Origin of the sequence: Francisella orientalis FNO12, assembly GCF_001042525.2 — a bacterium.
GTDB classification, from domain to species: Bacteria; Pseudomonadota; Gammaproteobacteria; order Francisellales; family Francisellaceae; genus Francisella; species Francisella orientalis.
In genome coordinates this window covers 1,337,943-1,361,171 of sequence record NZ_CP011921.2, presented here as the reverse complement: position 1 = coordinate 1,361,171, position 23,229 = coordinate 1,337,943, and the positions used below count along the sequence as shown (strand labels likewise).

The following is a 23,229-nucleotide window of genomic DNA, read 5'->3' as shown; positions in this document are numbered from 1 at the left end:
AATGAAAAAACTTTTAAAATTAGCTTTGCTACTCTCGAGTGTGTTAGCAAGTTCTGCGATGGCGTGTACAGCGATAACACTCAAAGGTAATGATGGGGATGTTGTCGCAGGTAGAACGATGGAGTGGGGATTCACTTGGGATTGGAGTCTAACATATATTCCAGCGGGTATTTCACATACACTGACTGCACCTGTAGATCTAAATTTACCAGCAAAAAAATATTTATCTAAATATTCTGTATTAGGAATAGGATTAGCGATAAATAAAGATAACTTTGCGATACTTGATGGACAAAATAATCAAGGGCTTAGTCTTAGTGCTAATTATCTACCTGGTTTTACTCAGTATCAACAAGTTGACAAAGATGATGAAAATTACGCTTCAATTTTAGAAATAGCAACCTATATTTTAAGTCAATATAATAGTATTGATGAAGCTAAGAAGGGTTTAGAAAACATCAAAGTTTGGAGTGATAAGTCTACAGATGTAAATGGAGTGGTTCCAGAACTTCACTTTTTGATATCAGATAAAAGTGGAAGTGCGATAGTCGTAGAGTATGTTAAAGGTGAAGTTCATTTCTATCAGTTAGAATTAGACCTTAAAGTTATGACAAATGCTCCTACTTATGATTGGCATTTAGTAAATATTAGAAACTATCTGAACTTGTCAAATAAGACTGTATCTCGTATGAAACTTTATAATGAGAATGATGTAGTGCCAAATCATACTTATAAAATTATGGATGCATTAGGTCAAGGCAATGGGATGTTGGGTATGCCTGGTGATTACTCTCCTCCATCTAGGTTTATTAGAACAGCAGTATTAGGCTACTATTCTAATAATGATAATATCAAGGATGAAAGTACTCTAAATAGAGTAGCTCACATCTTGCATAATGCTGATATACCTAAAGGTGTAGTAGCTGAAAACATAGGTGGTAAAACATATTATGATCATACAGTATCTACTAGTATCAAAGATCTAACAAACGATACTGTTTATATAAATATTTATAATAATCCGCTTAATTCAGTATCTATAAATTTAGATACTTTAGATAAGAATCATACAAAAGCTTTTGTTAAAAATATTAAGCAGCTACCATATCCAAAGTCTGACATAACTAGCTCTTTAATATCAGCTTAGAATATGACATGATATAGTTGCTTAAATTAGAATTTCTCGCAGTTGATTAATTACTTAATTTCACTATTATAATATTGTCCTTTAATTCAATAGCTCCTTTGTCTGGGTAGATTGGCATATTAGTAGCTAAATATTTTGCTTGTTTTATTTGTTCATGAGTGGGTATTTGATAATATAAACCTAGCCAGTGCATGAAATAGTATGCTCTGTGATTAAGATTACTATCTTGCCATGATTGATCAGGAAAAATATTACTAAAAAGATCTAAATCGTTAGATGTATGAAACGGTTGTTTAAGAGTTTCTTTTATAAAATAGTTATTTTCAATATTTTTTGATGCTACAAATACTATAGCAATATGGTAAGTACTGTTTCCATAGGCATGATAAATATCTTGATAAATTGATGTAACAATCCTTTCATTGTATTTTTGAGCCATATTTTCACTATATGTTAACTTGGATATTTGATTGAAGTTAATTAATGAAATAAAAATGCTTAAAGTAAGGATTATCTTTTTGTATTGAAAGGTTCTGTAGCATACCACAGCCATTAATGCAATGCTAAAAGGAATTGCGAATAAGGTTCTTAGAGGCATTGGAGATAAAAATAGTAGTGGCATTAATATCGGTATGATCAAGCTTGCTAATACAAGTAAGAAACTAAAAAATCTTATTTTAAATAAAAAACTAATTAGTAAGATAAAGCATAAGCCATATAGTATAGTAAATTGTGATGTTAGTAATTGGTATAAATAATCAGTAAGTCTAACTATATTATCCCATAGTGATTGATTGTTTAACCAGCCATCAAAAGTCAAACTCAGATAGTTAGATTTTGGGATAAATAAGTATATGATATGTGTTGTTACAAAGTATGTAATTAAAGCTATAAGTGTTACCACAAAAACTAGTGAAATATGACAGCGTATAGTCTTTGTATTAATATCGGTATTTAATTGACTAATTATCAGAGTAAATATAGCACCTTCAAGAAAAAGAATTATAAAAGCCTGATATATACCTAATGCTAAATATAGAAATATAATGCTTATAACAATAGATCTATACCTATTTGAGTTTTTGTGACTTAAGGTTAGGTAATAAAGTGAAAGAGCTGAAAAAATAAACCCTAAACCTACAAACATGCTTTGATTAAAGAAGCTAAATTGAAAAATATAGATCGGCGATATTAGATAAAATAGTCCAAAAATAATAATTAGTGTCTTGTCAGAGTTTAATTTGGTTATGATTAATATCCAGATTAAATATGAGAAAAACAAAAATATAACTGTAAATAGAGAGTTGAAGTATGGAGTGGGTTCACTTAAAAAAAAGGTGAAAATACCTAGTATTGGTCTACCTAGTTTTATAAACTGTATATATAACGGGTATAAGAAATCACTGTTTCCTATATCGTATGTTGCGAGTTCAGTATCTATAGTGATGTTCCACGAAAATATAAAGTAAGCATAACTTGCGAATGCAGATATTGCAGTAAGTATTACTATATATTTATTTGATTTGATAGTATCAGAAAGTTCTAAAATGAATTGTCTCATAATGAGGATTAATAAGCCCTTACTTGAGGAATTGCATAATACTACAGTATTTTTTGGGAGAAGTTAACTTTTTGTAATACTAAAAAATTATGATTTATTATTGTAAGTGTTTGATAGACTCCTAGAATTTGGATATAAGCATTTTACTTACTATAGATAGTTGGAAAATTTATATGTAAAGACAGTCGAATTTTTATAGATCTCTTACAACCGAGATTACAGAATAACTACTTGGAGAAAAAACAACCGAAAAATGATAGTGAGAGTTTTGTTTCTTTGTCATAAATTTTATTGGAATATCCGGAATAATTGAAAAATCCATATTAGAGTATTCTTTTAAAAATCATTAGAAGCTATATTTAGTTCAAATAATTGATTCTCTTGGCTTTCAAAGGATTCTTTTATCCTTCCATCAGAAGTAGCATTAGTTACAAAGATCTACTCATTATCATTTAAAGATCTAAGAGTTACTCTTATTTCGGAAGCATTTTTACCAAAAGTAGAGTCAAGTATATGACATGATATTAAGTTCATAATAAATCCTTATTCAATACTTGCATCATCTCTGCGCATAGTCATATCTTCTATCACAGGAGTCATAACACCTTTCGTCAAAACATTTATACATGCTGGTTTATTACTTGCAAAAGCTCTTTCTAAAGCAGGTACGATATCTTGATATTTTTCAACAGTTTCAGCATATCCACCTAGTCCTTCTATTATATTTCATCATGCCCTCTAGACCAGCATTACAAAATCCTTCAGCTAGAGTAAAGACATTTTTAACACCTTTTTCTTTTAGAATAGATGCTAAGATAGTTCCCCCACGAACATAATTATCAGCCATAAATAATCTCCATATAATATAACGAACCAAACAAGTTTATTTTAACACGTGGATATTTAGCCAAGAAATAGTATTTTGAGTCACATCATAAGTTAAAATTGATTTATATATGAGCAAATAACACTGATAAATCCCCAAAGTTTCAAAGATAGATAATTTTTTAAATTAGTAATTTGCTAAAATATCACAAAGACTTTCTTGAAAATTATAATTGGTTAATATGACTAATCTAGATGCAAAAACAATAATCCTACAGGGTCACCATATTATCGAGGCTAGTGCTGGTACCGGCAAGACTTTTAATATTACTGAGTTATATATTCGCTTATTAGTAGAGAAGAGACTTTTACCAAGTCAGACACTAGTTATGACCTTTACCAAAGATGCCACCCAAGAGATTATCGGTAGAGTTGAGGCTAAGATTAGAGATGTATTAGAGGATATTTCTGAAGGCAAACAGGTCAAAGTTTCTATAAAAGGACGAGATACTCTGATTCAAAAAGGTGATGAGAATTATAAGCATCTAAAAAGATCATTACTTGAGATAGATGAGGCAGCTATTTTTACTATCCATGGGTTTTGTAAAAAAGTCTTAAGTGAACAAGCATTTGCTAGTGGTATGGAGATGGATGTCTCTATGGAGGTCGATACTTCAGATATTTTGCAAAAAGTAGTAGAGGATTTTTTTAGAAAACATATCAATAAAAACAAAACCAACTTTGAATATTTGCAAGCATATAAGCTACATACTCCAGATATGTTTTTGGATAAGCTAAGAAAAGTTGTTAGAGCTAATTATGAGATTTTAACAAAGCAATCTATAAGTTTAGATGAGTTTAAGATACTCAAAAAGCAACAGTTAGAGTTGTTTATTAATAATCAAGATACCGTAGATTATTTCTTATCTAAATTGGGAAAAGGCGAGCCACAGGGCAAGAGAGTAGATGAATATCATAGAGTTTTAGAATGGTTGAAATTAGATAATGAAGCATTATTTCCACACGATGTATCTATAATTACAGATGGCAGAAAGACAAGTGTAAAGCTAATAAAACCAATTCTTGCTGGTATCAAAGAATTAAGAGACCTACAGGAAGAAATAAAGAGAGCAAATGCAGCTCAATTCATCAAACAAGCCTGCCTACAAATCCGCCAAGATTTTATAAAAGCCAAAGAGCAAAATGGAGTTTTGGATTTTGATGATTTGATTACTAAACTTTGTCATAGTGTCAAAAAGTCTCCAGATTTAGTCAAGACATTACAACATCAATATCCAGTTGCTCTTATTGATGAGTTTCAAGATACCGATGCTGAGCAGTATGAGATTTTGGATACTATTTATCCTCAGAGTAATAAACTACCTCATAAGTCTTCGGCGGACACCCCTTCGTCCCAAAGGGGAATAGATGATTTGTTATTGCTAATGATAGGCGATCCAAAGCAGGCAATCTATGGTTTTAGAGGTGGGGATATTTTTACATATCTAAAAGCTAAGGATAGTTGTTCTAATGATAATCAGTGGAGCATGGACACTAACTGGCGCTCAATTAGAGAGATGATAAAGGCCTATAATAGACTTTTTTATAAACAAGATTATCAGCTAGAAGAAGAGGGGCAAGTTGGGGCTAATATTTTTAGCGATGGTATAGGCTACCAACTTGTCAAAGCATCACCAAATGCTGATAAGAAAGCAAGAGATTTCGATGATAACATTAAACCAATAAATTATTTTTATTATCAAGTAGCTGAAGATGATAATAAAAGTGATATTGATAATAATTTATCAGCATGGACAGCAAATGAGATCGTCAGACTATTAAATTCGAAAAAAGTTATAGAAAGTGATATCGCAATTTTGGTAGAAAATAGTAATCAAGCAAAGGTTATTCAAAAAGCTCTACAAGCTAAAAAACTAAGCTCAGTATATCTAAGCCAGCGCGATAATGTATATCATAGTCAAGAGGCTAAAGAGATATTAGCTCTTATGGAAGGTATAAACGATCTTGAAAATAAATCTATGCTAAAGAAAGCATTATCAACTATTTTACTTGGTGGTACAGCGGCTAAGTTTATTGATTATATTGATGAAAATGATGTCTCAGCATGGGATGAAGAGATAGAAAAAGCTAAATCTCTAAGACAACAATGGCATAAATATGGTTTTATGGCATTTATTATGCAAATTATACATCAGAATTTTATTCAAAGATCCGATTCAAAAGAGCGTGTTATTACAAACATTCTCCATTTAGCAGAGCTTATAAAAGTAGCTGAGAATAAATATAAACACCCAAATCAGCTAATCAAGTGGTATCGCCAACAGCTAAATAGTACAGCTACAAGTGAGGGCGAACTTAGATTAGAGAGTGATGATAACCTGATTAAGATAACTACAATTCATGGCTCAAAAGGGCTTGAGTACTCTGTTGTATTTATACCATTTGCAAGTTATGTAAGTAAAAAGAAATTTGAGGCGAGTGATTTCTCTAAATACTATGATAAACACCTTAAACAGACAGTCTATAAAATTGGTAAGGATGACAGTATAAAACCACAAATAGAAAATGAGGTTATAGAGGAATTAATGCGCCTGTTTTATGTAGCTGTCACACGTGCAGAGCATAGATGTTATATTGGAGTTGCAAAATATAGTAATAGCGAAAAATCACCATTAGCAAGATTTTTAGGTTATCAAAAAGATGATGATTGGTTAGAGAAAATCCAAAATATAACAGCAAATCCTACTAATCAAAGTTCGCTTATAGATGTAGCTACAAGTCATTGTTATGAAAATGAGAATTTAATTACAAATGACCAATTTGACCATGATACTTTACAAAACCTCAAAGCGAATGATATTAAGAAGTTAGCAAATGATAGTTGGGAAATGCTGTCTTTCTCAAAAATATCAAAGTCAAAAGTTCAAAATACCGCATTAGAAAAAGAAAATGATGAGTCTGAAGATGATAGTGCTCAAAAATCTCAGCAGGAATTAGAGTTTAGATTTACAGCTTCCAAAGGAGCAGATATTGGTAATATTTTGCATAATGTTTTAGAGCATGCGGATTTTAGCTTAGGTAAGATAAATGATAATCTTTTACAAGAGCAAATGGGTAGGTATAAAGTAGTTGCTGCAGAAGATTTTGATAAGCTTAAAGTATGGTTAGAAGAATGCTTAGTCGCGTCTATACCTTCTATAGAAACTGAAGATTTTAGTTCTAATGATATTCAATATGACTTGTTTGATATCAAGGATAAAGGCTTTTGCTTAAAAGACATCTCTAATACAAAACCCTTAAAAGAAGCAGAGTTTTATTTTCCTATAACAAATGAAAAACTATATAAGAAAAATATTATCAAAATTTTAGCAGAATATCGTAATCAGATTATTGATTATGATGAGTTTGCTAGTCAAAAGATTTTTGGTATGCTTCATGGTTTTATTGATTTGATTTTTGAATATGATGGCAAATTTTATGTGGCAGATTATAAGTCAAATTATTTAGGTGATAAATTAGAAGATTATAATCAAGCTACTATGAGTGAGAAAAATCAAAGTAGCTTTTATGATTTACAATATCTAATATATAGCGTTGCTTTGGATAAGTACCTGCGACAAAATATTGAAAGTTATAATTATGAAAAGCATTTTGGCGGAGTATATTATTTCTATCTTAGAGGTATGAAAGATGGCTATGGGGTTTATCGAGCTAGACCAAGTTTAGAGATTATCAATAAGCTTGCTAATCTATTTAATGGGGGTGACTATCATGTATAAGACTTTCCATCAAGCTTGTGAGCAATTAGCAGATATTAGAGCTATAGAATTTTTCTTTGCTAAAGAAGTATTTGATTTGGCTAAAAATTTACCTAAGAGCTCAAAAAACAATTGTCATTCCGGACTTGATCCTGAATCTCTAAAATATAGTGAAAATGAAAATGTATTTTTCCATATTTTGATAAAGCTTATGCATGTGTATAGCCATGGTCATAGCTGTTTGAAGATAGCAGATATATCAAGTAAAACTATTTTTGCTTCAGAGCAAATTAATCACAGCGATGCTAAAGTAGGCTTTAAAATGCTAAGTTTTGATGAAATTGTAAGTATTTTAGAGCCTTTAGATTATGATAAATTACCTATATATTTTGCTAAAGAGTATGATTCCTTATATATCAAAAGATTGTGGAATTATGAGGTTGAAATAGCTAACTTTATAAAATCTAGAACTATCCAAAATACTCAACAAGATAACCATATTGAAGAAGTTGTAGATAAGCTATTTGAACCTGCTAATGAGATAGATTGGCAAAAACAGGCAGTTATCAAAAGTCTAAATTATAATTTTAGTATTATCTCAGGTGGACCAGGTACAGGTAAGACAACTACAGTTGCAAAACTCTTACTTGCTATACAAATGCTTAATCAAAATCAGCAAAGAATAGCTCTTTTAGCACCAACGGGTAAGGCTGCTCAGAGAATGATGGAATCCTTAAATAGTGTATTAAGTAAAAGGGTAGACAATGATAGTTATTTAGGATTATCTAATCTAGAAGCTCAAACTATACATAGATTTTTAGGCTTAAGACCAAACTCTACTTATGTTAAATATAACGAGCAGTCAAAAGCACCATACGATGTGATTATTGTTGATGAAGCTTCGATGCTTGATATGAATATTTTTATTAAGTTGATTAGAGCAGTAGCTGATAATACCAAGCTAATTTTGATAGGTGATACTAATCAGTTACCATCAGTTGAGGCTGGTAGTCTACTGGCAAACTTTACACACCATAGAGATGGCGATATTAAGCCATATACAACATTGCTTATCAAAAACTATCGTTCACAACAATATATAAATAATCTTGCAGCCCCAGTTCTAAAAGGTGTTATTAATATTGATAGTCACCAAAACGAGAATATTAATTTTCATAGCCTAAGGAATTTAGATAATTATTTAAGAGATTATGCAAGAAGGTATTCACAGCTTGAAAAGTGCCGTGACCACAAAGAGGCTCTTACCGAGCTAAATAAATTTAGAATACTTGTGGCTAACAAAAATTTAGAAATTGGTACAGATAAGTTAAATCAGAAAATTGAGAAATTTATGTTTAAGCTTATAGATTCTAGCTATAAGGGTAAACCAATTATGATAACTCAAAATAGCTATTCATTAGGATTGTTTAATGGAGATGTAGGGATTATCTGGCCTGATAATACTGGTAAGCTTAGAGCATATTTTGATGGTAAAGATGCTAAGGCTTTTAGTCTAAATATGCTACCAAAATATGAAAGTGTTTATGCGATGACAATTCATAAAACTCAAGGTTCAGAGTTTGATGAAATCGTGATTATTCTTCCAGCAGAAGATAATGAAGCGCTAAGTAAACAACTTTTGTATACGGCTATCACTAGAGCGAAACATAAATTAACGATTATTTCTGAACAAAGTAGTTTAAGAGATATTGCTCAGAAAGATATTAAGAGAAATTCAAATATTAGTGAATTAGTTAGCTTGAGCACTCAATAACTTAGAAATTACTTATTCATTTGCCAGATTATTCTGAGTCCATGAAGTAATAAATCAGAGATAATTACATCAAAATATTGTTCTTTCTCAAATAAGTGAGCATACTCTCAAGTTGCGATTAACACGGGAGGCTTATCTGAGAAACTCTCCTGAGAGATTCTACTAATTATCTCTTTTATAGCTCCTAATTGACCATATATAAGACCAGATTGAATTTGAGATATAGTTGTCTTACCTAGGGCAGAGCTAGGTTTTGCTATAGTCACATTTGATAATTTTGCAGTCTTTTGTGATAGGCTATCCATTGATAGATTAATTCCTGGTAGAATTGCACCACCTATATAAGATTTATTTTGCTTGATAGCGCATATAGTTGTTGCAGTACCAAAATCAACAATGATAATGTTCTTAGATGGAAAGTTAGAGATAGCTGCAACTGAATTTGCAACACGATCTGCACCTAAATCTAGAGGATTTTTGATATCGAGTTTTAACCCTGTTTTTATTCCAGGTTTTAGCTCAAGAGGTGTTATCCCTAGATATTTTTTGCAAGCAGAATTGACAGAATACTCTAGATGAGGAACAACTGATGAAAGTACAACTGCTTCAATAGCTTCGATATCAAGCTTCTTTCTCTCAAAGAATGATAACACAAAAATATGCCTAGCGTATCGGAGGTACACGGAGTAGTAGAAGGGTAGCGAAAGCGGAGCTTAATTTGATCTCCTACAAATACTCCACCAAAAATATGTGAGTTACCAATATCTATGCATACTATCATTTATTATTCTCCGGTTTTAGGTCAACAAGCTTAGGTTTTATATTTTCTCTAGTAGGATCAATTTGCGCATAACTAATTATAAATAGCTCATCGCCTATTTCACATCTTCTAGCAGCAGGGCCGTTTAGTGCGATAGTTTTATTATTTGGTTCACCCTTGATTACATAAGTTTCAAGACGCTCACCGTTGTTTAAGTTTACCACTTGTACTTTCTCATTTTCAATAATATTTGCTTGTTTCATTATCTCACTATCAATAGTGATACTACCCACATAAAATAAATCTTTGCCAGTTACAGTAGCGTATGAGATTTTTGATTTTAAAACAGAAATTAACATGATGGTCCTGTCTCCTTTAGGAAGTTGTCAATTAAACGTACTTTACCAATGTAAAGTGCCAAAAATATTCTGTTATTAATTTTTTGAATGTATTGCAGTTTTGCACTAGTAGAATTAATCTTATTTGTTAGTTCTTCTAAGTCTGAGAAATTATCTTGTCTAAGTATTTCGTATACCTTATTAGCAATCTCTATATTACTAGGTGTTAGGTTTTTATTTCTAGAGCTAAGAGGAAGTCCAGATGGTTCTCTTTGTGTTGGGCAAACTATAATTTTTGTATTAATAAAAAAATCTTTAATAAGTTGTTTGATTAGCATAACTTGTTGATAGTCTTTTTCGCCTAAGTAGAGATTATCAGGCTTAGTGATTTGTAGCAGCTTTAGTACCACAGTTAACATGCCACTGAAATGTCCAGGTCTAGCTTTACCTTCTAGGATATTCGAAATTTCAAGCTCAGGTTGCATTCTCAATAGGTTACCATCTGGATAGATATCTTTTTCTCTGGGGTTAAATAACACATCAATATCAAGTGATTCTAATATTTGTATATCTTGTTGCAGTTGGTTTGGGTATGTTTGATAATCACTTGGATTATTAAATTGAGTTGGATTTACAAATATACTGACAATAGTAATTTCATTTTCTGATTTAGCTTTTTTGATTAGGCTTATATGACCACTATGTAACGCGCCCATTGTTGGGACAAAGCCTATTTTTTGTTCTTTAGTGAAACTTTCTCTTAGCAAATTAAATTGCTCAATATTTTTAGCAATAATCATAGCTATGCTCATTAGTTGGAAAAATATTAGCTTTCGTCTCTTTAACATAAGTATTTATAGCTTCAGAAAATATCTCAGAAGCATTTATATATTTCTTGACAAATTTTGGTTGAAAGTCAGTATTCATACCAAGCATATCTTGGAGAACCAAAATCTGACCATCAGTATCACTACCAGCACCAATACCTATTGTTGGGATATTTAAATTTTGTGTAATATTCTTAGCAATATTTGTCGGTATACATTCTAGAACTATCGCAAAACATCCTGCTTGCTCAAGAAGCTTTGCTTCTTCAAGTAAATTCTTAGCAGCTTCTTCAGTTTTATTCTGAACTTTAAAACCACCAAAACTATTTACAAACTGAGGCGTCATACCAATATGACCCATTACTGGAACACCAGAATCTACGATATGTTTGATAATATCTAAATTTCCTGAACTACCTTCAAGCTTAACCGCATGAGCTCCTGATTGAATCAGTGCTGTAACAGCTTGCATTGTTGTTTCTAATGATTGGCGATAACTCATAAATGGCAAATCAGCGATTATGAATTTATCTGTAGCACCATTAGCTACCGCTTGAGTCATGAACTGTATATCAGCTAGAGTTGTGTAGGTAGTATTTTTTTTACCCAGTAATACCATACCACCACTATCTCCAACGAGTATACAATCGATATCTGTTGAGTTTATAATTTTAGCTAAAGTATAGTCATAGCAAGTTACCATCGAGATTTTTTCTCGATTCGCTTTAGCTTTTTTGAATCCTAAAACTGATTTCATTTTATCTTTTCTCCTTGTTTAAAAATTGATTAGCAATAGCTCTAAAAACATCATAGAAATCATCATTAACTAAAGCGTTGAGATCCTTTTGTAGTGTAAGGCTATCTCCTCTAGCTATTGGTCCTGATAGGGCATGATGATTATGTTTGATATTTTTAAAAGTGGTTTCTAAAAATGGTGTTAGATACTCTTGATTTATACCAAAGCGATTTTTCATTTCTGTATAGAATTTCTGCCAGATTAATGTACTTACATTATTGGCTAAAACACACATTGCATGATAGTATGCTTTTTGACTTTTATCGATACAAAAATTAGCGTTAGGTAGCTTAGGTAAAAGCTCACTAAATGCAATATCTCTATCACAAGTTATAAATGCAATCGATTTGTACTCATCTAAAGAGTATAAGTTCTTATCGGGGAAGCTTTGTAAAGGATGTGCTGAGCAAGCATTTTCGATATCCAAAAGACCAGAGAAGTGAATTATTATGAGTCTTTTTGACTTATTTGTGAGATGTCTATCTATAAATTTTTGTATCTCAGAGTCTTTGATTAAGACTAAAACATGAGTTGCATTATCTAATAATTTATCAAGCTGATCTAACGATTCATTTCGAGACCATTGTCTGAAATCTAGTTTTAAGCATTTAAAATAATAGCACATATGTGCCGCTACATTGCCGTTGCCGACAATGACATATCTAGGTACCTGTTGCATAAATCAAGTCCACCTTTTAATTAAATTAAAACTGTGATTATTGCCTTTTTAAAAGGTCAATATTGTTTATAAATCATAAGTACCGTTACAAAATCGTATACAGTCTTATATTTTGTAATGCAGATTTATAACATATTGCAAAAAATCATACAATCTTTAAATAGCATTATTATCATATTTACCTAAGTTAAATAAATAAGAAAGCTCACAAACCTAGAGCTCTTTTTCTTATGCAAAAGCTACTAAATTAGTATAAAATAATCACTATAAAAAATTATGATAAACTTTTCTTGTAATGACTCCGAGTGATTTTATCTCTACAGACTATAAAACTTTAACTAAAGCACAATTAAAATCATATATTGATGATCTTGCAGAGTATCTAGGCGAACAAAGCTATTTGTATCATACTATAGATAAGCCAGTTATTACTGACTCAGACTATGATAAGTTATTCCGATTATTACAAGATTTAGTTGATGATAATCCGGAGCTTAAGCCAACAAACTCAGTATTAGACCGTGTTGGTGGAGAAATTTTAGCAGGGTTTGAAACTATCAAACATAAGAAGAAAATGACATCTCTGGCTAATGTTTTTAGTCTAGAGGAGTTGCGTGATTTTTATGACAAGATAGAGTATGACATTGAGCTTGAGTGTGAGCCAAAAATGGATGGCTTGGCTATTAGCATTTTCTATAAAAATGGTAGATTTGACTATGCTGTTACGCGTGGTGATGGTATTCAGGGTGAAAAAGTCTCCGAAAATGTTAAAACTATCCGTGATGTCCCACTTAAATTAAATACCTCAAATCCTCCTGATGAACTAGAAGTCCGTGGTGAAATTATCATAGATAAGCAAAGTTTTTTATCTTTAAATGAATATATGCAAACTCACGAGAAAAAAACTTTTGCAAATCCCCGTAATGCAGCAGCTGGAAGTATCCGTATGCTTGACTCAAAAGTTGTAGCAAAGCGTCCACTTAAGCTTTATAGCTATGGTATTGGCTATTTTTTAAAAGACTTTGTACATCCTGAAACTCAATTCGAGCTTATGAATCTATTACAGAGTTTTGGCTTTACTATCAGTGATAATATGTTTTTGGCAAAAAACTTCTCAGAAGTTGAGGAGTATTATCATAAAATGAGCCATCAGCGTGCTGATTTAGCTTATGATATTGATGGTTTAGTTTTTAAGGTTAATAATATTAAACTACAAGATACTATTGGCTATATTGCTAGAGGACCTAAGTGGGCTATAGCATATAAGTTCCCAGCTGAAGAGGTAGAGTCTGAAGTTCTAAATGTAGAATTCCAAGTTGGCAGAACAGGAGCTGTTACCCCAGTTGCAAGACTTAAGCCAGTAGCAGTTGGCGGTGTGATTGTTTCAAATGCAACTTTGCATAATATCAATGAAATTAAACGCAAAGATATCCGAATCAGTGATAGAGTAATCGTACGTAGAGCAGGAGATGTAATTCCAGAAGTGGTCAAAAGCTTACCACAATATCGTAAGTCTGATGCACAGATGGTTGAGATACCAACAAACTGTCCAGTTTGTGATTCAGCAATTGAGAGTGTTAACGATCAGGCTATATGTCGTTGTACAGGAGGATGGCATTGTCAGGCTCAAACTACTGAGCGCTTAAAGCACTTTGTCTCACGTAAAGCAATGGATATTGATAAGCTTGGAGCTAAACTAATTGAGCAACTTGTTGCTGCAGATTTGATCAAGTATCCAGCAGATATTTACAAACTCAATTTTGAGCAATTGTCAGCCTTAGAAAGAATGGGAGCTAAATCATCGCAAAATGTTTTAGAATCTATCACAAAAAGTAAAGAGCCAAGTTTAGCAAGATTTATTTTTGCAATAGGTATTAAAGATGTTGGTGAGGTATCATCAGAAGCTTTAGCTAATCATTTTTGTAGCTTAGAAAGTTTCCGTGAAGCTAAATTTGAGCAATTAATAGAGATTAATGATATTGGTGAAATTATTGCTAAAAATATTATTTCATTCTGGCAAGACTCCCTAAATATACAAATCGTTGATGAACTATTGGGTAATTCTATTAATATCCAAAATCCAGAAAAAATTGAGCAAGCACATAATGAAAGTTTTACAAATAAAACAATTGTTATTACAGGAACTTTTGAAAACTATAACCGTACAGAGTTGACTCAACTTCTTAAATCAATGGGTGCAAAAGTTACCTCAAGTGTCTCTAAAAAAACGGATATGGTTATTTGTGGTGATAATGCTGGTAGCAAACTTACAAAAGCTCAAGATTTAGGGGTTACGGTTATATTAGAACAAGATTTACAGAATTTGCTATGAATATTAATAACTTAAAAAAGGGTGATGTTATTTTCATAGTAGATGAAGCTGAGAAAAATATTTCTAATTTATTTACTGGATTTGGTGGTTATAGTTACTATCATTGCGCTTTGTATATGGGCAATGGAGATATTATAGAAGCTATTCCTGTTGCGGGAGTTATACAAACTAAATTATCTAAATATTCAAATAAAAAAACTCTAATATCTCGTGTATCTGAGAGTGAAGAGTTTCTACAAGAAGTAGTTAATAATGCACGTGAATTTATAGGTTTTGCTTATAATGATTTATTTTTACCAGATTTAAAAGATAAACTTTATTGTTCGCAGTTGATTCATGAGGTTTTTGATAGTGTGTGTAAGGGTAAATATTTCAGTCAACATACGCTTAATTATATTGCAATTGATGATGTTGCTGTGTCGAAATACTGGCTTGATTTCTATGGGGAGCATGGTTTAAAGGTTCCTCAAGGAGAGCATGGTTCACATCCTAATAATTTGTCATTAGATAAAAAGTTTACTCATGGAGCTTTTTTAGGTAGTATTTAATAATAGTTTACAACTTCTGTGCGTTATCATAGAATTAAATTGTGGATACTTTTTATTAAATCACTTACAAAATTATTGAAGGGTTACTATTAAAATAAGAAAAGCGACATCTAAAGATTTTAAAGATATGTTACATATATGGAAAGAATGCATATCTACAACCTGTGAATTTTTAACAACAAGTGAAATAGATAGAGAAGTAGAAGTTTTAGAACAAAAATATTTCAATATTCCAGAAACTAAGAGTTTTGTACAAGTTGTGGATGATAAGAATGTAGGCTTTGTATGTATTAGAGATAAAGAACTATTGTTTTCCCCTGTATTACCAAGCTTTTTGGAAAAGGTCTTGGTGAAGCAATGGTTAAATACTTATTTGAAAATCATGATATAGATACTGCCTATGTCTATTGTTCGGATATGCACTCTTTAGCATTTTATACAGCATTAGGGTTTATTATCGATGACAGAATAGTTTGATAATAGATATAAATTAAATAGATTAAAATTGTCTATATCTCCAAAAGAAGCTGCTGAGAGAATCGCAGCTAAGAAGAAGCCTTCTTAATCAAGCAGTAATAAAATCCATCACCTTTATCTTCTGTAGGTAATATCTGATAACCATAATCAGTTTTATAATTTTCTAGAATTTTAATTTCTACAATCTCAGCATCTTGATGTTTTGATAGGAAATTCTTTATTTGTAACTGGTTTTCTTGTTGTAATATTGAACATGTAATATATAGCAGATAGCCATCTGTCAGCAGATTATTACACCATAGATTATCAAGTATTTGAGCTTGGAGTGTTTGTATAGATTTTATATTTTGGGGCTTTCGTAATACTTTGATATCAGGGTTTCTCTTAAGTGTGCCAAGAGTAGAACATGGGGCATCTAGGATGATTTTGTTATACTGTCCCGCTAGAGGTTGTGTTAGATCATGCTTTATTACATTTACATGATTATTTTTGGCTATTCTTATTATATTTTCTTTAAGTAATTCTAGGCGTTTATCAATAATATCTATAGCTGTAATGTTGGTTTGTGGTGCTAATTCTAAGATATGAGTTGTTTTTCCACCAGGAGAGGCACAAGCATCTAGTACAATATCATTATTTTGGACATTAATAATATGACCCATATATTGGGCAGATATATCCTGAACAGTAAAATAGCCTTGTTGAAAAAGAGTGTTATTTTTGACATCAATGGCTTTATCTAATTTGATGCAGTTCTCTAGTTCAGTTTTTGAGTAACTAATATTGTTTTTATCAAAATAATTAATAACATATTGAGGATCTTTCGCTTTGTTTAGGCGAATAAACATATCTGCTTTTGAGTTCACAGCTTCGGCTATTTTTTGATAATCAATAGGATATTGTTCTTTAATCATATTATTAAGCCATAATGCAAGATCATGCTTTTTATGCTCTGTATAATTAGGTCTAATATCTTCTAAATCACGAACTATTTGTCTTAGTACGGCATTAACAAGTTTCTTTGCCCATAGTATCTTTAGATTTTTACAAGCTGCTACAGTTTCATTAATGCTAGCATAATGAGGTTGATTGATCTCGAAAATCTGTAGGATACCAAGCATTATTAGTATCTTAGCTTTTAGCTTAGTTTTTTCAGCTAAATACAAACTGGCTACATTTTCTAAAGAATAATAATTTCTAAAGAATTCATAACATAATAGTTTTACGAATGACTTATCTTTATCTGATAAATTATATTCAATAAGCTTGTGTTCTATAGTTAACAGAGAGTATTTGTTATCAATAATATCTGAAATTGACTTAGCTGCAATAGCACGGGTATTCATTATTTGATATGTTTTGCTAAAATTTTGATAAGTTTAGGTTGGACTTTTTTGTTGCCTGCTACGATTAGACCAGATTCAAGATTACTACTACCATGAATGTCAGTAACTATAGCACCAGCTTCTTTCATGATTATATATCCAGCCGCTAGATCCCATATCTTGACACTACCACAAGCCCATAATCCATCGATATAACCAGCAGCTAAGTAAGCCATATCCATAGCTATACTTCCAGAATATCTATAGCCAGAAATTACTTGTTGAAGTTTGATAAGTTCAGCAACATAAGTATCTTTGAATATTCTACGTGAGTATTTTAGAGATGCTGAAATTAAAGTCTTTTCTAAGTCTTGGCTTTGAGCAACTCTAATTTTTTTACCATTAAGTAGGGCGCCTTGTCCTTTATATGCACAAAACATTAAATCTAAGAATGGATTATAAATAACACCCAAGACGATATCATTATCTTTTTTTGCTGCTATTGAAATACAACAATGTGGCAGACCATGGACAAAGTTGTTAGTACCATCAATAGGATCAATAATCCATGTGAAGCGACTATCTTTGTTACCAAATTCACCACTTTCTTCAGTTATGAAATAGTCATTAAATTGAGATTTTTTGATATTATCGATTATGAAGTTCTCTACAGCTACATCAATATTTGAGACAGTTGTATTATCAGATTTTTGAGAAATTTGGATAGTACTAGGATCATTTTGAGCTTGTAGAATAATTTTACCTGCTTTTCTAGTAATAGTCGTTACGGCGTTAAGAATTGGTTTCATTAGTTGTGAAAATTATAAGATTATTATTTTTAGACATGATACATTATTTAGTTTCAAAATAGGATAGCTTTGGTCAAATAAGAGACTATATTATGCTAGTAATACCATAAGTGATTGCTATACCGCCGAAAAATAACCATGCGAATAATATTAATGCTAAGACTAAAGGTTTTATTCCAGCTTGGATAAATTTAGATACATGAGTTTCAAGTCCTAAAGCAGTCATCGCCATAGCTAATAAAAATTGGTTAGCTATTCTAATACTACTAACAGTTGTTACTGGTAGTAAGTCTAAAGAGTTGAATCCAACAATTATTATAAAACCAATAGCAAACCATGGGATGATTTTTTTAATTGATCCTTTTTCAGGCTTTGATCCATTTACTCCACCTACAGTTGCAGCAGATTTAGTGATCCATATACCAATCACGATTAGCATAGGTGCTAACATCATTACACGGATCATTTTGACTGTCACAGCAACTTCTTCAGCATGAGCACTTACACCACTTCCAGCAGCTACAACTTGAGAAACCTCATGTATTGAACCACCTGCAAAAATACCATACTGAGCATCAGTCATATGACCTAAAAGACCAGCTTTCATTAGAATAGGGTACAAGAACATCTCAGCAGTCCCGAATAATACAACTGTACCTACAGCCATAGCTGCCTTATAAGGTTCTGATTTTAATGTGCCTTCAGTAGCTAATACAGCAGCAGCACCACATATAGCACTACCAGCTGCTACTAGAATTGAGCTATCTCTATCTAAGCCAAATACCTTAGTACCTAGCACAATACCTATTACTAGAGTAGAAACTAGCATGATTATTGATACTGAAAGCCCAGCTAAGCCAACAGATGCTATTAATTGGAAAGTTAGGTTGAAGCCATAAAAGATTATTGCAAATCTAAGGATTTTCTTTGCACTAAATACAATGCCTTCTTTCCATTTATGAATAATTTTACTTGCTGGTGTATGAGTTAATGTCATACCCAGCACAATCCCTATAATTAATGGGCTAATTCCAAGATCCTCAATAGCTGAGATCTTTGCTATAAAATAGGCTATGTCAGCAAGAGTTGCTACTAACAGCACCCCTAGAATCATCGGTTGAGTAAAATGTTTTTTCATAATTTTCTATCTTTAGTTAAAATAAGTTTTGTATAAATATATACTATTAGACTGGTATTTTATAACTAAAAGTATTTATATCTATTATTAGAAAAATTTATATCTTGAGACTTATGCGTTTTTTTGTTCTTTTGAGAATAGAACAGAGGATATTACAAGTATGAACGATATTATATAAAAAATAACTACAAAGTGCATTACGTTAGTAAGTCCGAAATATTTATTTATAAAAGCACCTGTTGTTGTAGATAGTGCGGTACCTGTTGTACCAAATAAAAGAATAGTTGTAATAAGAGTTGGAGGAGCATTCTCCATTTGGAAAGTACCATAAGCTAGTAGACCTGCATATATATAGCAGTTAAATAAACCAAATATAATAGCTGCTTTGATTACTGTACTCATATCAGGGATATATAATATGCCAGATAATGCGATTAATCCAACTAACATAAATGTAGGCAAAATATATTTTAATGGTACGAATCTTGTTATAAGAGGACTTATGAATAAGCCTACACATTGAGCAGTCCAGAAAAAAGAAAGTGGTTTATTTGCATCAATCGTGCCCCAACCTAATATTTCTTGGAAATATGATTGAGCATAACTAGTCATTATTAATTGAGCTAGTAGAAACAAAAATGCTGCAAAAGCAATACAATATAAGCTTAAATTCCAAGATGAAAAACTTAGTTTTGTATTTATGTCATTTACTATTTTATGTCTATTTAGTATAGAAAAATCAGAAAAAATAACTAAAACTAGAATAATAACAGCAGTTATTTGTAGGATTGAGTAAATAGTATACCATTGGAAGTTTTGGGTAATCAAATAAGCTGCAAATATAGGAATTAAAGCTCCACCAAAGCTAAAAAAGAAATCTGTGAAAATTACATTCATAGCTCTAATTTTATGATCGTTATAGATATGTACAATCATATAGCTTGCTATTGCCATAAATAATCCGCCTGTTATACCCACACAAGTTAGAAGTATTTTAAGTGTGAACATGGATGGTACTATAGCGGTTATGAGTGAAGAAATGACACCAATAGCCACAGCTGCTATAAGTAGTAGTTTTATTGAGAATCTATTCATCAAAATACCAATAATAAATATGGCAAACCACATTGCAACGTTAATAAATGTGAATGCAAAACCTATATTACTATTATTAAAATATTCAGATAGGGGTTTCATAACAGCCCCAGTAACTAATACTACATTAGCTGTATAAAAGTAACAAAGGTAACATATAAAAGTTATAAGCAGTTTATTTCTAAATGATGATGAGTTGTTTGTTCCACTTTCCATGTTGATTTTATATTGTGAGGATATATAATGATTATTTTTGCATAAGTAATTATTTTTAGCAAGATGCTAATCTTGTTAATTATTAGGATGAATTTATTTAGATATAAGTGATATATGTATACAAAAATAATATGGCAAGATAATACTCCAAAATAAGAATTGTTTGATGATTTTTATTTTTCTAGTACATCTGGGATTGATGAAAGCTCATATAACTATTTAGAGCATAATTTTCTGGAACAGAGATTTAAAAAGCTAGCTGATTATTAGATCTATAGAATTTGTGAAACTGGTTTTGGCAGTGGATTAAATTTTATTCTAACTATGAATCTTTGGGAAAGCTTGGCTCCTAATAATGCTAAGTTAGAATATATCTCATTTGAGAAATATCCTATTTCACCATCTGATTTAAAAGAGATATTCATAGCACTAAATGGTATAGCAGGGCATGAAAAACTTCTGAGTGCTTATGATCCTAAACCTGGACTAAATTATATACAAATTTAATAATGTAATTTTAAAATTGATTATTGATGATGCCAGATATATTAGCAATTATGATTTAGATATAGTAGATACATGGTTTCTTGATGGATTTTCTCCAGCAAAAAATACTAGCATTTGGAAAGAAACTTTTTTTGAAAATATGATGAAATTATCAAAAAATCAAAGTAATTTCGCAACTTTTACATCAGCATCAAAAATTAGAAAATTATTGCAGAAATATGGTTTTAAAGTTAATGAAGACACAGGTTTCAGTAAGAAGAGAGAAATGATGTAAGGTACTTTTATTAATTAGTTAATTCTTTTATATGCTTGACAGCATCAAAAGTATTAAAACTATACTGAGCTATATTATTTGTATAAAAAGGATCATTTTCAATAAACTTTTTAACATCTTCTATATCTCCTTTAGCAAGGATGATTCCACCAGTTTTATCTGATTTAGGTCCTGAAGCTAGAAGGATACCTTTGTCATATCCTATATCTAGAAACTCCCTATGAAGAGGTCTTATAGATGCGACCTTATCTTCATTAACTAAATATTTTAAATTTATAATGTGGATTTGCATGATTATTATATTCCTTATATAAAAAAGGCCACAATTGTGGCCTTAAATTAGTCTTAGAGGTTTATCGATCAGATCTTTTTGAAAATTACAGATCCATTAGTACCACCAAATCCAAAAGAGTTGTTAAGTACATAATCAATCTTCGTTTTCTTAACAGCATTAGCAGCATAATCTAAGTTACAACCATCATCTAAATTATGTAGATTAATTGTTGGAGGAGCTATTTGGTCTCTTATTGATAATACACTGAAGATAGATTCAATTGCACCAGCAGCACCTAATAGGTGTCCTGTCATAGATTTCGTAGAACTCATTACAAGATCTTTTCTGTATTGACCAATTACTTTTTCAGCTACTTGAGATTCTTGTACATCTCCAAGAGGCGTAGAAGTACCATGAGCATTTATATAGTCAATAGCATCAGGATCATTCTCAAGACCTGCATTTGCCAAAGCATTTTGTATACATCTTTCTTGACCAGGGGCATATGGCATAGTCATATGATAGCCATCTGCTGACATACCAAAACCTACTACTTCAGCATATATTTTAGCACCACGTGCCTTAGCTTTTTCATATTCTTCAAGTACAACAACACCAGCACCATCACCAAGCACAAAACCATCTCTATCTCTATCCCAAGGACGAGAAGCACCTTGAGGATCATCATTACGAGTTGATAATGCTCTAGCAGCAGCAAATCCACCCATACCAATAGCATTACTAGCTTTTTCTGAACCCCCAGCAAGCATAGCATCTGCATCACCACTAGAGATTAGTCTAGCAGCCATACCAATGTTATGAGTACCAGTAGTACAAGCTGTAACTATAGGAACGTTAGGACCACGCAAACCATGATTTATTGAAATAATACCAGATAGCATATTAACAATAGATGAAGGGATACAGAATGGAGATATCTTAGAAGGTCCTTTAGTGTCTATTACAGATTTTGTAGTTTCTAGTGTTTCGATACCACCAATACCAGAACTAACACAAACACCAAACTTATATGAATCTTCTTCAGATACTTTATCGATACCAGCATCTTTTAAAGCTTCATTAGCAGCAGCTATGCCATAGTAGCAGAATGGATCTACTCTTTTGGCATCTTTTTTGCCAACAAGTGTATTTACATCAAAGTTCTTAACCCTTGCTGCAAATCTAACTTTAAACTCGCTAATATCTGGAGCAGGCGTATCGAATCCTGTTAATGTCGCTACACCACTTTTACCAGCTAAAATATTAGCCCATGTTGTAGGGACATCATTTCCTAAAGGTGTTACCATACCAAGGCCAGTAACAACTACTCTACGATTAGATTTCATCATTTAAATTAACCTGTTTATATTCATTTAGAAAAAGTACGAATATATCATCGTACGGACTTTAGAGATTAATTTTGATTAGTTTACTTTAGAGTCAATATAATCGTAAACATCTTTAACAGTTCTGATTTTCTCAGCATCTTCATCAGGGATTTCAGTGTCGAATTCTTCTTCTAGAGCCATTACAAGTTCAACTGTATCTAAAGAGTCAGCACCTAGGTCATCGATGAAAGAAGCTTCTGGTTTAAGATCTTCTTCTTTAACGCCTAATTGCTCAACGATAATAGAGTTTACTTTAGCATATACTTCATTTGCGCTCATGTTTTTTTCCTTCTTATTTTTGTTTTGAAAAAATTAAAATTACTATTCACATCCAATAATATTATTTTTTAATCACTTTTG

The 23,229-nt window shown here is 31.6% G+C and carries 21 protein-coding genes and 1 pseudogene; 8 read left to right on the top strand and 14 right to left on the bottom strand.

Annotated features, from left to right (window positions below; translation table 11 throughout):
• Position 1: 1 nt before the first annotated feature.
• On the top strand, positions 2–1,147 hold the full coding sequence (locus FNO12_RS07010; RefSeq protein WP_030005708.1) for a choloylglycine hydrolase family protein: 1,146 nt from the start codon (positions 2–4) through the stop codon (positions 1,145–1,147).
• Positions 1,148–1,193: 46 nt separating this feature from the next.
• Here FNO12_RS07010 and FNO12_RS07005 read toward each other — a convergent pair whose 3' ends face one another.
• Together FNO12_RS07005 and FNO12_RS09565 are read right to left on the bottom strand one after the other, a co-directional pair.
• Positions 1,194–2,708: a glucosyltransferase domain-containing protein gene (locus FNO12_RS07005; RefSeq protein ID WP_014714900.1), complete on the bottom strand. Its 1,515-nt coding sequence runs from the start codon at positions 2,706–2,708 to the stop codon at positions 1,194–1,196.
• A 694-nt stretch (positions 2,709–3,402) separates the two neighbouring features.
• The gene (locus FNO12_RS09565) at positions 3,403–3,555 is read right to left on the bottom strand and encodes a hypothetical protein (RefSeq protein WP_014714902.1); all 153 of its coding nucleotides are present in this window, start codon (positions 3,553–3,555) and stop codon (positions 3,403–3,405) included.
• 220 nt (positions 3,556–3,775) lie between these two features.
• On the opposite strand from FNO12_RS09565, the gene recB reads away from it, so the two are divergent.
• Positions 3,776–7,333 carry an exodeoxyribonuclease V subunit beta gene (recB, locus tag FNO12_RS06990; RefSeq protein ID WP_014714903.1) on the top strand — a complete coding sequence of 1,186 codons (3,558 nt, stop codon included), beginning with the start codon at positions 3,776–3,778 and terminating at the stop codon, positions 7,331–7,333.
• The gene (gene recD, locus FNO12_RS06985) at positions 7,326–9,086 is read left to right on the top strand and encodes an exodeoxyribonuclease V subunit alpha (RefSeq protein ID WP_014714904.1); all 1,761 of its coding nucleotides are present in this window, start codon (positions 7,326–7,328) and stop codon (positions 9,084–9,086) included. The genes recB and recD overlap by 8 nt, the downstream gene beginning before the upstream one ends.
• Before the next feature lie 8 nt (positions 9,087–9,094).
• On the opposite strand, the pseudogene FNO12_RS06980 reads toward recD, so the two are convergent.
• The 5 genes and pseudogenes from FNO12_RS06980 to panG form a co-directional block, all read right to left on the bottom strand.
• Positions 9,095–9,867: pseudogene (locus FNO12_RS06980) on the bottom strand (type III pantothenate kinase).
• Positions 9,864–10,205, bottom strand: coding sequence for an aspartate 1-decarboxylase (gene panD, locus FNO12_RS06975; RefSeq protein WP_014714906.1), 342 nt, complete (start codon positions 10,203–10,205; stop codon positions 9,864–9,866). Before panD ends, FNO12_RS06980 begins: the two are co-directional and overlap by 4 nt.
• Entirely contained in the window at positions 10,199–10,984 is a 786-nt protein-coding gene (panC, locus tag FNO12_RS06970; RefSeq protein ID WP_014714907.1) for a pantoate--beta-alanine ligase, read from the bottom strand. Before panC ends, panD begins: the two co-directional genes overlap by 7 nt.
• Entirely contained in the window at positions 10,971–11,768 is a 798-nt protein-coding gene (gene panB, locus FNO12_RS06965) for a 3-methyl-2-oxobutanoate hydroxymethyltransferase (RefSeq protein WP_030005706.1), read from the bottom strand. Before panB ends, panC begins: the two co-directional genes overlap by 14 nt.
• 1 nt (position 11,769) lies before the next feature.
• Entirely contained in the window at positions 11,770–12,486 is a 717-nt protein-coding gene (gene panG / locus FNO12_RS06960; protein WP_014714908.1) for a 2-dehydropantoate 2-reductase PanG, read from the bottom strand.
• A 295-nt stretch (positions 12,487–12,781) separates the two neighbouring features.
• Between panG and ligA the strand changes: the two genes are divergently transcribed.
• From ligA to FNO12_RS10990, 3 genes are all read left to right on the top strand, one after another.
• The gene (gene ligA / locus FNO12_RS06955) at positions 12,782–14,818 is read left to right on the top strand and encodes an NAD-dependent DNA ligase LigA (protein ID WP_014714909.1); all 2,037 of its coding nucleotides are present in this window, start codon (positions 12,782–12,784) and stop codon (positions 14,816–14,818) included.
• Entirely contained in the window at positions 14,815–15,366 is a 552-nt protein-coding gene (locus tag FNO12_RS06950) for a YiiX/YebB-like N1pC/P60 family cysteine hydrolase (protein ID WP_014714910.1), read from the top strand. The genes ligA and FNO12_RS06950 overlap by 4 nt, the downstream gene beginning before the upstream one ends.
• Before the next feature lie 127 nt (positions 15,367–15,493).
• Complete coding sequence (locus FNO12_RS10990; RefSeq protein WP_231138704.1) at positions 15,494–15,757, top strand: hypothetical protein; 264 nt, start codon at positions 15,494–15,496, stop codon at positions 15,755–15,757.
• Between the two features lie 154 nt (positions 15,758–15,911).
• Here the strand turns inward: FNO12_RS10990 and rsmB are convergent, their stop codons facing one another.
• The 4 genes from rsmB to tsgA form a co-directional block, all read right to left on the bottom strand.
• Complete coding sequence (rsmB, locus tag FNO12_RS06940; RefSeq protein ID WP_014714911.1) at positions 15,912–17,189, bottom strand: 16S rRNA (cytosine(967)-C(5))-methyltransferase RsmB; 1,278 nt, start codon at positions 17,187–17,189, stop codon at positions 15,912–15,914.
• Positions 17,189–17,977 (bottom strand): inositol monophosphatase family protein, encoded by a 789-nt coding sequence (locus FNO12_RS06935; RefSeq protein WP_014714912.1) that lies wholly within the window; start codon positions 17,975–17,977, stop codon positions 17,189–17,191. The genes rsmB and FNO12_RS06935 overlap by 1 nt, the downstream gene beginning before the upstream one ends.
• An 85-nt stretch (positions 17,978–18,062) precedes the next feature.
• Positions 18,063–19,115, bottom strand: a complete 1,053-nt coding sequence (locus tag FNO12_RS06930) for a YeiH family protein (protein WP_014714913.1) — start codon at positions 19,113–19,115, stop codon at positions 18,063–18,065.
• A gap of 111 nt (positions 19,116–19,226) precedes the next feature.
• Positions 19,227–20,426, bottom strand: coding sequence for an MFS transporter TsgA (gene tsgA, locus FNO12_RS06925; protein WP_030005705.1), 1,200 nt, complete (start codon positions 20,424–20,426; stop codon positions 19,227–19,229).
• 324 nt (positions 20,427–20,750) lie between these two features.
• On the opposite strand from tsgA, the gene FNO12_RS10985 reads away from it, so the two are divergent.
• Positions 20,751–20,933 (top strand): hypothetical protein, encoded by a 183-nt coding sequence (locus FNO12_RS10985; protein WP_231138703.1) that lies wholly within the window; start codon positions 20,751–20,753, stop codon positions 20,931–20,933.
• A 16-nt stretch (positions 20,934–20,949) separates the two neighbouring features.
• Complete coding sequence (locus FNO12_RS10980; RefSeq protein ID WP_231138702.1) at positions 20,950–21,207, top strand: MnmC family methyltransferase; 258 nt, start codon at positions 20,950–20,952, stop codon at positions 21,205–21,207.
• A gap of 10 nt (positions 21,208–21,217) precedes the next feature.
• On the opposite strand, the gene FNO12_RS06915 is transcribed toward FNO12_RS10980, so the two are convergent.
• From FNO12_RS06915 to acpP, 3 genes are all read right to left on the bottom strand, one after another.
• Positions 21,218–21,499, bottom strand: coding sequence for a YciI family protein (locus tag FNO12_RS06915; RefSeq protein ID WP_014714915.1), 282 nt, complete (start codon positions 21,497–21,499; stop codon positions 21,218–21,220).
• A gap of 68 nt (positions 21,500–21,567) precedes the next feature.
• The gene (fabF, locus tag FNO12_RS06910; protein ID WP_041257490.1) at positions 21,568–22,827 is read right to left on the bottom strand and encodes a beta-ketoacyl-ACP synthase II; all 1,260 of its coding nucleotides are present in this window, start codon (positions 22,825–22,827) and stop codon (positions 21,568–21,570) included.
• A 78-nt stretch (positions 22,828–22,905) separates the two neighbouring features.
• A complete protein-coding gene (gene acpP / locus FNO12_RS06905; protein WP_004287370.1) occupies positions 22,906–23,148 on the bottom strand; it encodes an acyl carrier protein in 243 nt (80 codons plus the stop codon).
• Between the last annotated feature and the right edge of the window lie 81 nt (positions 23,149–23,229).